We start from the raw sequence: 13,328 nt of genomic DNA, 5'->3' as shown, positions 1-13,328 counted from the left end.
GTACGCGCAGCCCGGCCCACCCCCGCCGGTCCCACACGCGCAGCCCGGTCCCTACGCGCAGCCAGGGCCTCCTCCGGCGGCTTCCCACCCGCCGCCCGGCCCGTACCCGCAGCCTGGCCCGCAGCCTGGCCCGCCGCCTGGCCCGCAGCCTCCGGCCGCGCCCGCGCCGGAGCCGCCGCAGGCGACCCCGGGCGGGTTCGCGCCGCCCCAATGACCGAGACGGCCCCGGGCGACCGAACCCGCCGAGCGGAGCGAGGCCATCAACACGTGAGGGAGCGCCGTCGCCTGGAGGAGCGGCGGGAGCGCAGCGACCAGAGCGGGGGAAGGCGGCGGCACCGGGCGACCGAACCCGCCGAGCGGAGCGAGGCCATAGGATCAGTGCCACCATCCGTTGCGGTACGACTCCTGCGTCTGCGCGTTGAACCGGTCGGTACGCACGTGCCTGGCGCTGTCCGTGAGCCGGTCGTCGATCTTGACGACGTCGAAGCCCTCGTGGAAGTCGGCCGCGTAGATGTAGCCGTTGTAGTAGTAGGCGGACCAGATGCCGCCGCCACCGCCCTCCGAGCGGGGGCCGCGCTCGAAGTAGCCGATCTCCCTCGGGTTGGCGGAGTCGGTGAAGTCCCAGACCGACAGCCCGCCCATGTACCACGCCTGCACCATGATGTCGCGGCCCTTGACGGGGATCAGCGAGCCGTTGTGGGCGACGCAGTTCTCGCTGTCGTCCTGGTGGCGGGAGATCTTGAAGTAGCTCTTGAAGACGAGTTGCCCGCGCGCGATGTCGTAGATCGCGTCGGCGCCGCGGTTCGGGCCGGTGGCTTCGTTGCAGGTGGCCGCGCCGCCGCCGCCGAGCTCGTCGGTGAAGACGACCTTCCTGGCGTTGTTGCTGAACGTCGCGGAGTGCCAGAACGCGAAGTTGGGGTCGGTGGTCCTGGCGGTGACCTTCGGGTCGAGCCGGTCGGAGATGTCGAACAGCACGCCGTCGCCCATGCACGCGCCCGCCGCGATGTCCTTCTCGGCGTACGCGGTGATGTCGTGGCAGCCGGTGGTCGGGACGAGCAGGCCGGGCTGGTCCTCGTTGCCGCCGTCGGGGAAGACGACCGGGGTGGCCGCGACGTGGGCGGCCTCCGGGTGGCGCAGCGGCACCTTGATGATCGAGATCTTGTCGTGCGGCGGCTGGCAGTCGGGGAAGTTCGCCGCCGGCAGGTACGAGGAGACGTAGACGTAGACGTTCTTGTGCCGGTCGCGGCCCTTGCCCGGCACCAGGGTCAGGGTGTGGGAGCCGCAGGCCGTCTCGACCGCCTTGACGTACCTCGGCCTGGTCTTGTTGGAGATGTCGAAGATGCGGACGCCTTCCCAGGCGTCCTTCTCGGAGGCTGGCCGGTCCGTGCTGGCGCAGGAGTCGTCGCTGCGGGAGCTGTCGACCGCGGCGAACAGCAGGTCGCCGTAGACGCTGACGTCCATCTGCCCGCCGGGGCAGACGACGGAGCTCACGGCCCTGGCCTTCTTGGGGTTCCTGATGTCGTAGATGGAGAAGCCGCCGTAGTTGCCGACGTAGGCGTAGCCGTCCTGGAAGGCGATGTCGGTGTTGATGGTCGAGGCGATGGCGTCCGGCTTGGGGACGTTCCTGACGTGGGTCACGTTGGGGCTGGTGACGACGGCGTCAGGCGGCGGGATGTCGCCGGCGGTCGCGGGTAACGAGGTGAGGAGCAGGGCGACGGCCGCCCCGGCCATCGCGAGGACACGGCGCGGGCTGGACATGCGGGATGCCTCCTTCGTACGGGGACCGGCGGCCGGTCAGTGATGGCCGTGGCCACGCTCGGGGTAGGACGTCTGGGTCTGCGCGTTGAGCTCGCGCATCTTGACGCCGTTCGCCCGGTTCGTACGCCAGTCGTTGATCTTCAGCACATCGAGGCCCAGGTTGAAGTCGGAGCCGTAGATGTGGCCGTTGTAGTAGTAGGCCGACCAGAAGCCGCCGCTGAGCGCCGGCGCGGTGTTGTCGGGGCCGCGCTCGAAGTAGGCGATCTCCTGCGGATGCGCCGAGTCGGTGAAGTCGACCACGGAGATGCCGCCCTGGTACCACGCCTGCACCATGATGTCGCGGCCCTTGACGGGGATCAGCGAGCCGTTGTGGGCGACGCAGTTCTCGCTGTCGTCCTGGTGCCGGGAGATCTTGAAGTAGCTCCTGAAGACGAGCTGCCCGCGCTCGATGTCGAAGTAGGCGTTGGCGCCCCGGTTGGGCCCGATGGCCTCGTTGCAGGTGGCCGCGCCGCCGCCGCCGAGCTCGTCGGTGAAGATGACCTTCGTGCCGTTGTTGTTGAACGTGGCCGAGTGCCAGAAGGCGAAGTTCTCCTCGTCGCGCGCGGTCGCGGTGACCTTGGGCCGCTCGGGGTCGCGGATGTCGAGCAGGATGCCCTCACCCATGCAGGCGCCCGCCGCGATGCCCTTCTCCGGGTAAGCGGTGATGTCGTGGCAGCCTGTGGTGGCGGACCTGCCCTCGGGATAGGGCAGTTGTTTGCCCGGGTAGCCGCCGTCGGGGAACAGGTTGGGCGTCGCGATGACGGTGGCGGCGGACGGGTTCCGCAGCGGCACCTTGATGATCGAGATGAGGTCGTGCGGGGTCCCGCAGTCGGGGAACGCGTCGCTCGGGCCGTAGGAGGAGACATAGATGTAGACGTTGCGCCGCCACCGGTCGGGGACCAGGGTGTGCGTGTGCGAGCCGCAGTTCGTCTCGACCGCCTTGATGTACTTCGGGTGGGACTTGTCGGAGACGTCGAAGATGCGGACGCCCTCCCACGACTCCTTGACGGAGGCGGGCTGCGAGCTGCTGCTGCAGGAGTCGTCGTTGCGCGAGGAGTCGACCGAGCCGAACAGCAGGTCGCCGTAGACGCTGACGTCCATCTGCCCGCCGGGGCAGACCACGGAGCTGACGAGCGAGGTGCGCCTGGGGTTGCGGATGTCGTAGATCGAGAAGCCGGAGTAGTTCCCGACGTACGCGTAGTCGCCCTGGAAGGCCATGTCCGTGTGAATGTCGGCCAGGGCCTCGGGCTTGGGCACGTTCGTGACGTGCTTGATGTTCGGGCTCATGACGATCTCGCCAGGAGCCGGGATGTCCGCAGCCTGGACCGGCAGTGTGGCGCCGGTCAGCGCGACCAGGGCCGCGACCAGGATGAGGACCCTGCGGCGGGTGAACACTCGGGGACCTCCGATAAAGGGGGCATAAACCTCCGTTATGGTCGCTCTCTTCACCGCCGTTGACCAGCGTCCAATCTGTCAATTTTTGTTCCGGTTCGACCTCTTTCCTAACCGTGACTAATGACTTAGAGTGCGCATTCTCCACCACGTCTGTCAGGGAGGCTGGGTGCGCGCCGCGCTCATCGTCGTCATGGCCACGGCCGTCACCCTCACCGGCTGCAGCTCCGGCACGTCACCTCAGGCGCCACGGGCCGACTCGACCGCCCCCGTAATCGCTCCCGGCCGGCCGGGCGAGCAGGAAAGGACGCTCTCTCCGGCCGAGGCCGCCACCGCGGTGCCCTCCCCCACCCCGAACGCCGCCGACGTGACCTACGTCCAGGACATGATCGTCCATCACCGGCAGGCCCTGGACATGGCGCTGCTGGCCCCGAACAGGGCGGAGTCGGCCAAGGTGAAGAGCCTGGCCGACCGGATCAAGGCCGCCCAGGCACCCGAGATCCAGTACATGACCACGTGGCTGCGGGAGCAGGAGCAGAAGGTGCCCGACCACCACGCGGCGCACGACGGCATGCCGGGCATGGCCACGCCGGAGCAGCTGGCGGCGCTGCGGGCGGCGACGGGCGAGGACTTCGACCGGATGTTCCTGCAGCTCATGATCAACCACCATCAAGGGGCGATCACGATGTCGGAGAAGGTGCTGAGCAGCGGCTCCCACATCAGGATCGAGGAGCTGGCCGGCGACGTGAGCGTCACCCAGATGGCCGAGATCGGCCGCATGCGGGAGATGCAGACCGAGCTCTAGCCGCGCCCCTCAGGAACAGCACCGACGCGGGGAGCTCCGGCCGCGCCTTCCGGAGCCGACACGGGCGAAGCTCCGGCCGCGCCTCTCAGGAGCCGACGCGCCAGGAGTGCAGGTAGTCCTCCTGCTCGGCGGTGAGCTGGTCGATGCCGATGCCGGTGGCGGCCAGCTTGAGCCTGGCGACCTCGTGGTCGATCTCCGGCGGGACGTCGTAGACGCCCGGCTCCAGACGCGCCCGCTCGCCGGCCAGCCACGCCACGGCCAGGGCCTGCGCCGAGAACGACATGTCCATGACCGCGGCCGGGTGCCCCTCGGCAGCCGTCAGGTTGACCAGCCGGCCCTCGGCGAGCAGCAGCAGCCGGCGACCGTCGGGCATGACGTACTCGTCGGTGTTGGGCCGGACGCCACGGATCACCTCGACGGCCAGCTCGTCCAGCGCCCGCACGTCGATCTCCACGTCGAAGTGCCCCGCGTTGGCCAGGATCGCGCCGTCCTTCATGGCGGCCAGGTGCTCGGCCCTGATCACGTCCCGGTTGCCGGTCACCGTGATGAACAGGTCGCCGAGCAGCGCCGCCTGCGCCATCGGCCGCACCTCGTAGCCCTGCAGCGTCGCGTCGAGCGCCTTCACCGCGTCGATCTCGGTGACGATCACCCGCGCGCCGAAGCCCTTGGCCCGCTCGGCCACCCCGCGCCCGCAGAACCCGAACCCGGCCACGACCACCGTGCGCCCCGCGAGCATGATGTTGGTGGCCCGCATGATCCCGTCGAGCGTCGACTGCCCGGTGCCGTAACGGTTGTCGAACATGCGCTTGGTGCGGGTGTCGTTCACGGCCACGACCGGGAACTTCAGCGCGTTCTCCGCGGTCATCTGGCGCAGCCTGATGATCCCCGTGGTGGTCTCCTCGCAGCCGCCGCCGACCCCGCCGAGCAGGTCGGTACGCTCGGTGTGCAGGATGTTCACCAGGTCGCACCCGTCGTCGAGCACGAGATCGGGCCCGAGATCGAGCGCCTGGTGGATGTGCCGGTAGTAGGTCGGCCGGTCGACGCCGGCCCGCGCGTGCACGGCGATCCCGTACGCGCGCAACGCCTCGGCCACGTCGTCCCGCGTCGACAGCGGGTTGGAGGCGGCGAGCGCGATCTCCGCCCCGCCCGCCTTCAGCGCTCCCATGAGCACGGCCGTCTCGGCGGTGACGTGCAGACAGGCCGCGATCTTCAGCCCGTCCAGCGGCCGTTCCAGGCCGAAGCGCTCGCCGATCGCGGTCAGCACCGGCATCGAACGCGCGGCCCACGAGATCTGCCGCTCACCGCTTTCCCAGACGTCCATGGCTCACCTGTAACCGAAGAAGACGGCCAAGAACGCGCTCGTAACGGCGAGAGTCCCGTGAGCCTTCACGACCGGCCATGACGGACGGAAGCGGCGTCGGCGCGTGCGGGTGACTTGGCCTGCCGTAAAAGATGGGGGTTCGGAGCGCTCCGGAGGAGCGCGCACGGCTCCGAGAGGCGGAGAGCCCCTCGGAGCGGCGAAGGAGGCTGCCAGGAGGTCTTCTGAGGGAAGACCTCGATGAGCCGTCCCCATAGCATCAGTAGCGGTAGTGGTCGGACTTGTACGGGCCCTCGACGTGCACGCCGATGTAGGCCGCCTGCTCCTTGGTGAGCTCGGTGAGCTTGACGCCGAGGGCGTCGAGGTGCAGCCGGGCGACCTTCTCGTCGAGGTGCTTGGGCAGCGTGTAGACGCCGATCGGGTAGTCGGCCGTCTTGGTGAACAGCTCGATCTGGGCGATCACCTGGTTGGTGAACGAGTTGGACATGACGAAGCTCGGGTGCCCGGTCGCGCAGCCGAGGTTCATCAGGCGGCCCTCGGCGAGCACCAGGATCGTGTGGCCGTCGGCGAAGACCCACTCGTCGACCTGGGGCTTGATGGTGTTGCGCTGGATGCCGGGCAGCTTGGCGAGGCCGGCCATGTCGATCTCGTTGTCGAAGTGGCCGATGTTGGAGACGATCGCCTGGTGCTTCATCCGCGTCATGTGGTCGGCGGTGATGATGTTGAAGTTGCCCGTGCAGGTGACGAAGATGTCGGCGATGCCGACGACCTCGTCCAGCGTGGTCACCTGGTAGCCGTCCATGGCCGCCTGGAGCGCGCAGATCGGGTCGATCTCGGTGACGATCACGCGGGCGCCCTGGCCGCGCAGCGCGTCGGCGCAGCCCTTGCCGACGTCGCCGTAGCCGCAGACCACGGCCACCTTGCCGCCGATGAGCACGTCGGTGGCGCGGTTGAGGCCGTCGATGACGGAGTGGCGGCAGCCGTACTTGTTGTCGAACTTCGACTTGGTGACCGAGTCGTTGACGTTGATGGCCGGGAAGAGGAGCTGGCCGTTCTTGTGCATCTCGTAGAGGCGGTGCACGCCGGTGGTGGTCTCCTCGGTGACGCCCTTGATGCTCTCGGCGATCCTGGTCCACCTCTTGTCGGCGCCGACCGTGCGGGTGAGCAGGTCGATGATGACGTGCCACTCCTCGGGGTCGTCGGCGGTGGCGGGGGGCACGGCGCCGGCCTTCTCGTATTCGGCGCCCCTGTGCACCAGCAGCGTGGCGTCGCCGCCGTCGTCGAGGATCATGTTGGGGGCGCCGCCGTCAGGCCAGGTCAGCGCCTGCTCGGTGCACCACCAGTATTCCTCCAGGGTCTCGCCCTTCCAGGCGAAGACCGGCACGCCCTTCGGGTCGTCGACGGTGCCGTCGGGCCCGACGACCACCGCGGCGGCGGCGTGGTCCTGCGTGGAGAAGATGTTGCAGCTGACCCAGCGGACCTCGGCTCCGAGCGCCACCAGCGTCTCGATGAGGACGGCGGTCTGGATCGTCATGTGCAGGGAGCCCATGATCTTCGCGCCCGCCAAAGGTCGCGTGTCCGAGTAATCGCGGCGCACGGCCATGAGGCCGGGCATCTCGTGCTCGGCGAGCCGGATCTCCTTACGACCGAAGTCGGCAAGTGAAAGGTCTGCGACCTTGAAGTCCATCGGGTTTCCCCTCGCGTCACTGATGGTTGTCGCCGACGAGTCTAGGCACCGTTCGTACGGCGACGCACGCCAGGAGGGGTGAAACTGACGTAAGAATGTAAGGATGCGCATCACGGAAGCCGCCAGGCGGCTCGGCATGTCCCCACGGATGCTCCGCTATCGGGAGGCACTCGGCCTGCTGCCCCCTGTGCGGGAGCAGGGGGCGCACCGGCGGTTCGGCCCCGAAGAGCTCGCCGCCGTGGCACAGGGCGTCGAGCTGGAGAAACGGTTCGACGTGTCGCCGGCCGAGCTGGCGTTCGCGCTGCGGGTGCTGAGCGAGCCGGCGGTGGCGGCGGCCGTACGCGACCTCGGGGTGCGGATCGGGCGCATCCAGGTGCCCCGCAGAGCCCTCGACTTCGAGAAGGAGAAGGCCCTGCGGCTGCTGCGTACGTCGGGCGGCGCTTAGGAGGCGGGCGTGCGGGACCGGTCGAGGTCGGGCTCGAGGTAGATGACCCTGGCGATCGGCACGGCCGCGCGGATGCGCTGCTCGGCCTCGTCGATGCCGCGCGCCACCTCGCCGGCCGTCTCGTCGTGCGAGACCGCGATCTTGGCGCCCACGAGCAGTTCCTCCGGGCCGAGGTGCAGCGTGCGCATGTGGATGATCCGGTCGACCTCGGGCGCGCTCTCCAGCGCGCGGCGGATCTGCTCCTCGACCTCCGGCGAGGCGCCCTCGCCGACCAGCAGCGACTTGGTCTCCACGGCCAGCACGACCGAGATGGCTGCGAGCAGGGCGCCGATCATCAAGGTCCCGATGGCGTCCCAGACGGGGTTGCCCGTCACCACGGCCATCGTCACGCCGAACAGCGCGAAGATCAGGCCGAGCAGCGCGCCGAGGTCCTCCAGCAGGATGACCGGCAGCTCCGGCGACTTGGACCTGCGGATGAACGCGACCCACCCCTGACGGCCGCGCACCAGGTTGGCTTCCTTGATGGCCGTGCGGAACGAGAAGATCTCGGCGATGATCGCGAAGATCAGCACACCGAACGCCCAGGCGGGCGAGGTGAGGGGCTCGGCGTGGGTCAGTTTGTGGTAGCCCTCGTACAGCGAGAAGAGCGCGCCGATCGCGAACAGCACCACGGCCACCACGAACGCGTAGAAATAGCGCTCGCGACCGTAGCCGAACGGGTGTTCCTTGGTGCTGGCGCGGGCCGCCCGCTTGCCGCCGACCAGCAGCAGCACCTGGTTGCCCGAGTCGGCGACCGAGTGGATGCCCTCGGCCAGCATCGACGACGACCCGGTGAAGAACGCCGCCACGAACTTGGCCACGGCAATGGACAAGTTAGCGACCAACGCCGCCACGATCGCTTTCGTTCCGCCGCTCGCGCTCACCGGTCTTCTCCACTCATAAGATCATTTAATAAAGGCCTGGAAGGGGATCCTATTGCGAAATCCTGGCCTTCAGCTCACTGATCGCCGAGACAGAGCTCGGATCGACGGCGTATCCCAGCGCCAGATAGGTGCTCGCGTAATCGCCGAGCAGGATCAGCGAGGCCATCCGCTCCAGCGGATGCACGCCCTCCGCGGTCAGCTCGGTCACCGGCACGCCGCGCTCGCGCGCCAGGCGCAGCGACGCCTCGCGCTGGCGCGTGAGCTGGGGATGCTCCTCGACGTCGCGCAGCACGACCAGCCTGAGCGCGTGCGCGGGGGCGTCGGCGAAGATGTCGCGCTCGGCCATCGGCCCGTCGAAGGTCGCGACCTGGTCGTGGCCCGCCTCGGGCAGCTCTCCGAAGATGGCGGGATATTTCGCGTTGGTGTTGAGCTGGCAGGCCAGCCGGTACGCCGCCACCGACGCCGCGGCCGACGAACCCCAGATCACCGGAAGGCTCTCGGCCAGGTCGAGCGCGAGCGACTTGCCCGGATTGACGAACGACTCGCTGGCCGGCCGGCACCGGTGCGCCATGTCCTCCAGCGCCGTGGCCACCCGTTCGAACAGCTCCGCGTCGGCCGGCACCAGCCGCAGCGCGGCGGCGGCCACGATCAGCGGCACGGTCAGCAGCCAGACGTTGGCCCTGGACTGCCCGCTCACCGGCACCGGCACGTAGACCGCCGACGCCTGGGTGGCGATCGCCTCCAGCGGCGAGCCGGGCGCGCCCACGCCCAGCAGCGTGCACCCGCGCCGCACGGCCTGGGTGGCGACGGCCAGCGTCTCCTCGGTGTCGCCTGAGCCGGAGACGGCGATGACCAGGTCGGTGGCGCCGACCCAGCCGGGAAGCTGGTAGGAGCGCATGGTGATGATCGGCAGCGGCGCGCCGTTGCCGACGACCGCCGCCATGATGTCACCCGCGATGCCGGAGCCGCCCATGCCCGCGACCACGATGGCGCGCGGGCGCCCCGTCTCGGCCAGGCGATCGACACGGGACTCGACGGCGGTGCGGTAGCCGGTGCGTACGTGAGCCGCCGCGGCGGCGACCGCCGGCAGCATGCCCCCGGGGTCGCCGTCGCCGAGATGCCGCTGGTCGTCGAGCCGCCCCGGCTCCCAGGTCACGGCTTCCTGGCCTCGTCGACGAGCAGAACGGGGATGTCATCCCGGACCGGGTAGATCAGGCCGCAACCGGTGCAGGCCAGCTCTTCGGCCTCGGTCTCTGCACGCAGGGGCGCCTTGCACGCCGGGCAGGCCAGGATCTCCAGCAGCCAGTCGTCGATCTTCACTCTGACACCTTTCCCACAATGGCGAGGACCTCGTCCCTGATCGCCGTCATCTCGGTCTCGTCGGCCGCCTCGGCGTTCAGCCTGAGCAGCGGCTCGGTGTTGGAGGCCCGCAGGTTGAACCACCAGCCGGAACCCGTCACGGTCAGCCCGTCGAGCTCGTCGAACTCGCCCCGGCCCGCGAACGCCTCCCGCACCCGCCGCAGCGCCTCGTCCTGGTCGGCGACCGCGCTGTTGACCTCGCCGGAGGCGTGATAGCGCGAGTAGTCCGCCACCAGCTCGGACAGCGTCCGCTCCTGCTCGCCCAGCGCGGCCAGCACGTGCATCGCGGCCAGCATGCCCGAGTCGGCGAACCAGAAGTCGCGGAAATAGTAGTGGGCCGAGTGCTCGCCGCCGAACACCGCGCCCGTTCGGGCCATCTCGGCCTTGATGAACGAGTGCCCCACCCGCGTCCGCACCGGAACCCCGCCGTGCTCGCGGACGATCTCGCGCACGCCGTGAGACGTGATCAGATTGTGGATGATCGTGGCGCCCGGAGCCTTGGCCAGCTCGCGCACCGCGACCAGCGCGGTCACGGCCGACGGCGGGACGGACTCTCCCCGCTCGTCGATCACCCAGCACCGGTCGGCGTCGCCGTCGAAGGCCAGCCCGAGGTCCGCGCCGCTGTCGACCACCGCCCGCTGCAGGTCGACGAGGTTCTGCGGCTCCAGCGGGTTGGCCTCGTGGTTGGGGAAGTCGCCGTCCAGCTCGAAGTAGAGCGGGACCAGCTCGATCGGCAACCCCTCGAACACGGCGGGAACGGTGTGCCCGCCCATGCCGTTGCCCGCGTCGACGACCACCTTGAGCGGCCTGACGCCCGCCAGGTCGACCAGCGTGCGCAGGTGATGGGCGTAGCCCGGCAGCAGGTCCTTCTCGATCAGCGACCCCGCCGGCGTGGCCGTCACGCCGACCAGCTGCGCCGCGCGGTCGCGGATCTCCGTCAACCCCGTGTCGCCGCCGATCGGCACCGCGCCGGACCGGCACATCTTCATGCCGTTGTAGCGGGCGGGATTGTGGCTGGCGGTGAACATGACGCCCGGCAGCCCGAGGCTGCCGCTCGCGTAGTAGAGCAGGTCGGTGGAGCCGAGCCCGGCATGCACCACGTCGGCCCGGCGCGAACGCGCGCCGCGGATGAAGGCCTCGGCCAGCGGCACGGACGACTCGCGCATGTCATGGGCCACCACGACCGACGCGGCGCCCGTCACCTCGACGAAGGCCGCCCCCACGGCCTCGGCGGTCTGCTCGTCGAGCTCGTCGGGAACCACCCCGCGAACGTCGTACGCTTTGAAGATCTTGGCGAAATCGCCCACTCTGCAGCTCCGCCCTTGGTCGTTTCCTCCGTTGAAACGAGCCTACCGGTCGCGGTGCTGCTGGGCCGACCTCAGAACGCGCAGGTGCCCGCGCCTGCCGACCTCGACGCCCTGGCCGACCGGCTCACCCCCGCCGGACGGCGTGGGCCGCGCCGCCTCCCTGACCGCGTTGGCCAGCGCCTCGAGATCGTCGGAACTGGGCGAGGCGCCGTCCGTCGGCAGCCGCACCACCTCCCAGCCGCGGGGGGCGGTCAGCCGCTCGGCGTGTTCGGCGCACAGGTCATAACAATGTGGCTCCGCGTACGTCGCCAGGGGGCCGAGAACAGCGGTCGAGTCGGCGTATACGTACGTGAGCGTGAAGACGGCAGGCTGGCTGCAGGCGGTGCGGGAACAGCGGCGGACGGGGCTCACGGAGGGACCGTATCTGGTAAGAGTGCGAGGCGCCACTATCTGAGCACTCTTAACGAGCGTGTCGCCACAATTCGGACACCTGTCGCAGCCTTTCCACCGATTTCCCCGGCGAGGACCCGGTCTTCCGGGGCCGGAGGGACGCTGGTTTCGGCGTTCCTGGGCGGAAAAGGCCGACCATGGCGGGTGACGCCGCTCCCCGGAACCGCCGGTACGCCCCCGTACACTTGGTCCCGTGACTCACAGGCGAGGTCCCAGGCGGCGCGATCGCCACGGTCGCGGTCTCCGCGGCCCGCTCGCCCCCTCCCACGTCCCCATGGCCAAGTCCCGCAGCGAGCGCTTCGACGACCTCGTGCTCGACGCGGTCGACCGGCTCAGGCCCCGGTGGGAGCGCCAGTTGTCGGCGGTGGAGTTCGCGGTGGAAGAGGTGCCGCCGCTGAGCGAGCTGGGCGACGGGCCGCAGCTGAGCTCCGACCCGATCCCGTTCGGCCGCGCCGACGCGGCCGCCGGCCCCAACCCCGCCTCGATCGTGGTCTACCGGCGTCCGCTGGAGGCACGGGCCCGCGACCGCGACACGCTGGGGGCCATGGTGCACGACACCGTCGTGGAGCAGGTCGCCACCCTGCTCGGCCTGGCCCCCGAGACCGTCGACCCGGGCTACGACGACCGCGGCTGAGGCCTCCTGGCTCAGGGCACCACCACGCGGGAGGTGTCGGTGAGGGGCGGGAGCAGGGTCCACATGCGGGCAGGAGACAGTGGCTGGGCCGTGAGCAGCAGGCCGCTCTTCAGGCGTTCCTCCACCACGCGTCCCCCGTAGACCTCCCCCGATACGGGCGTGACCACCACGGCGAAGTTCCCCTTCGCCTTGAGCTTGACGTTCTTCGTCCGCCCCGCCGGCACCTCCACGTCGAACGCGTCGCCGTCCGGCACCGCCCGCACCCGCACCTTGCCGGGCCCGCCGAGCGCCGTGAGGACCAGGCGGGAGCCCGCGCGGTTGCCCGCCACCGCGCTGCCCAGGTCCAGTGAGGACGTGCCCGCGGTGAAGGCGACGTCGGAGCGGCCGCCGGTGCCCGTGATGACGACGCCGGCCACGATCGGCACGGGCGAGGTGAGGACGAGGGCGCCCGAGGAGCCGCCGAGGCCGGTGGTGACGTCGAGGGCGACCACGCCGCCGGCCGGCACGTCGAGGGTTTCGCGGCCCTTCATCGCGTACTCCGCGTCCTCGCTCACCGCCTTGAGCCGCACGACGGCGTCGGTCTCGCCGGGGGCGGCGACGAGGAGCTCCCTGCGCCCGCCACCGCCGGGGATGCCGGGGACGACCACGCGCGTCGCGGGCGGCGCGGTGGCGGGGATCCAGTCGGCGCCGCCGGTGTCGAGGGTGGTCCTGGCGGCGACGGCGACCCGGCCGAAGACGGTGGTGACGCTCACGGCCATGATGTCGGCCGAGGGGGCGAGCGTCTTGAGGTCGATCTCCCGGTGCTCGCCGGGCGCGAGCTCCAGCCCGATCCCCTTGTCGCCGGAGACGAGCCCTTCCGCCGCGTGGACCTGGACGTCGGTCAGCGCGGGCGCCTTGTCGGCGTTGGTGAGATGGAGGCGTACGTCGGCGTCTGCGGGGCCGGGGCCGACCAGCCAGGTCTCCTGACCGGGCTCGGTGCAGCGCACTCCGGCCAGCCCTCGCCCGCCGCCCTTGGTGGCGCGGGTGAGGTAGCCGGCCTCCAGCGCGCCGGGGCCCTTCGTCACGTACGGCTCGGCGTCCATCTTCTCGCGGTTGAGCGCGTCGGGCAGGTAGACGTCGACGTGCTCGCCCTTCGTGCCGGGGCAGACGGCGGTGACCGACTCGACGGCCACCTTCCGCGGGCCCGCGGGCGGGGGCGGCAGGGCTGTCTC

At 70.2% G+C, this 13,328-nt stretch carries 14 protein-coding genes; 3 read left to right on the top strand and 11 right to left on the bottom strand.

What is annotated here, in order from left to right; all coding sequences use genetic code 11:
- The 3 genes from E1292_RS53170 to E1292_RS45410 all read right to left on the bottom strand — a co-directional run.
- A partial coding sequence (locus tag E1292_RS53170) for a hypothetical protein (protein WP_220447383.1) occupies nucleotides 1-211 on the bottom strand: 211 nt, incomplete at its 3' end.
- 164 nt (nucleotides 212-375) lie between these two features.
- The gene (locus E1292_RS45415) at nucleotides 376-1,758 is read right to left on the bottom strand and encodes an LVIVD repeat-containing protein (RefSeq protein WP_132606000.1); all 1,383 of its coding nucleotides are present in this window, start codon (nucleotides 1,756-1,758) and stop codon (nucleotides 376-378) included.
- A gap of 36 nt (nucleotides 1,759-1,794) precedes the next feature.
- A complete protein-coding gene (locus E1292_RS45410; RefSeq protein ID WP_132605999.1) occupies nucleotides 1,795-3,192 on the bottom strand; it encodes an LVIVD repeat-containing protein in 1,398 nt (465 codons plus the stop codon).
- 166 nt (nucleotides 3,193-3,358) lie between these two features.
- Between E1292_RS45410 and E1292_RS45405 the strand changes: the two genes are divergently transcribed.
- Nucleotides 3,359-3,994: a DUF305 domain-containing protein gene (locus E1292_RS45405; protein WP_132605998.1), complete on the top strand. Its 636-nt coding sequence runs from the start codon at nucleotides 3,359-3,361 to the stop codon at nucleotides 3,992-3,994.
- A gap of 85 nt (nucleotides 3,995-4,079) precedes the next feature.
- Here E1292_RS45405 and E1292_RS45400 read toward each other — a convergent pair whose 3' ends face one another.
- Together E1292_RS45400 and ahcY are read right to left on the bottom strand one after the other, a co-directional pair.
- On the bottom strand, nucleotides 4,080-5,315 hold the full coding sequence (locus E1292_RS45400) for an adenosylhomocysteinase (RefSeq protein ID WP_132605997.1): 1,236 nt from the start codon (nucleotides 5,313-5,315) through the stop codon (nucleotides 4,080-4,082).
- A 256-nt stretch (nucleotides 5,316-5,571) separates the two neighbouring features.
- On the bottom strand, nucleotides 5,572-6,999 hold the full coding sequence (gene ahcY / locus E1292_RS45395) for an adenosylhomocysteinase (protein ID WP_132605996.1): 1,428 nt from the start codon (nucleotides 6,997-6,999) through the stop codon (nucleotides 5,572-5,574).
- 103 nt (nucleotides 7,000-7,102) lie between these two features.
- Between ahcY and E1292_RS45390 the strand changes: the two genes are divergently transcribed.
- Nucleotides 7,103-7,444, top strand: a complete 342-nt coding sequence (locus E1292_RS45390) for a MerR family DNA-binding transcriptional regulator (protein ID WP_132605995.1) — start codon at nucleotides 7,103-7,105, stop codon at nucleotides 7,442-7,444.
- On the opposite strand, the gene E1292_RS45385 is transcribed toward E1292_RS45390, so the two are convergent.
- The 5 genes from E1292_RS45385 to E1292_RS45365 are packed head-to-tail and all read right to left on the bottom strand — an operon-like array spanning nucleotide 7,441 to nucleotide 11,444.
- Entirely contained in the window at nucleotides 7,441-8,367 is a 927-nt protein-coding gene (locus E1292_RS45385) for a cation diffusion facilitator family transporter (RefSeq protein ID WP_132605994.1), read from the bottom strand. The genes E1292_RS45390 and E1292_RS45385 overlap by 4 nt on opposite strands.
- A gap of 49 nt (nucleotides 8,368-8,416) precedes the next feature.
- Nucleotides 8,417-9,523, bottom strand: coding sequence for an SIS domain-containing protein (locus E1292_RS45380; RefSeq protein WP_132605993.1), 1,107 nt, complete (start codon nucleotides 9,521-9,523; stop codon nucleotides 8,417-8,419).
- Nucleotides 9,520-9,687, bottom strand: coding sequence for a Trm112 family protein (locus E1292_RS45375; protein ID WP_106236648.1), 168 nt, complete (start codon nucleotides 9,685-9,687; stop codon nucleotides 9,520-9,522). The genes E1292_RS45380 and E1292_RS45375 overlap by 4 nt, the downstream gene beginning before the upstream one ends.
- Complete coding sequence (locus E1292_RS45370; protein WP_132605992.1) at nucleotides 9,684-11,033, bottom strand: phosphomannomutase/phosphoglucomutase; 1,350 nt, start codon at nucleotides 11,031-11,033, stop codon at nucleotides 9,684-9,686. Before E1292_RS45370 ends, E1292_RS45375 begins: the two co-directional genes overlap by 4 nt.
- Nucleotides 11,034-11,075: 42 nt before the next feature.
- Nucleotides 11,076-11,444, bottom strand: a complete 369-nt coding sequence (locus E1292_RS45365) for a DUF3499 domain-containing protein (protein ID WP_106236645.1) — start codon at nucleotides 11,442-11,444, stop codon at nucleotides 11,076-11,078.
- Nucleotides 11,445-11,676: 232 nt separating this feature from the next.
- Between E1292_RS45365 and E1292_RS45360 the strand changes: the two genes are divergently transcribed.
- The gene (locus E1292_RS45360; protein WP_132605991.1) at nucleotides 11,677-12,117 is read left to right on the top strand and encodes a metallopeptidase family protein; all 441 of its coding nucleotides are present in this window, start codon (nucleotides 11,677-11,679) and stop codon (nucleotides 12,115-12,117) included.
- A gap of 11 nt (nucleotides 12,118-12,128) precedes the next feature.
- Here the strand turns inward: E1292_RS45360 and E1292_RS51895 are convergent.
- Nucleotides 12,129-13,328, bottom strand: a 1,200-nt coding sequence (locus tag E1292_RS51895) for a DUF5719 family protein (protein WP_165975079.1), incomplete at its 5' end; no start/stop codon positions are given.

It is taken from the genome of Nonomuraea deserti, assembly GCF_004348685.1.
Taxonomy (GTDB): domain Bacteria; phylum Actinomycetota; class Actinomycetes; order Streptosporangiales; family Streptosporangiaceae; genus Nonomuraea; species Nonomuraea deserti.
This window is presented reverse-complemented; position numbering and strand designations above follow the sequence as displayed.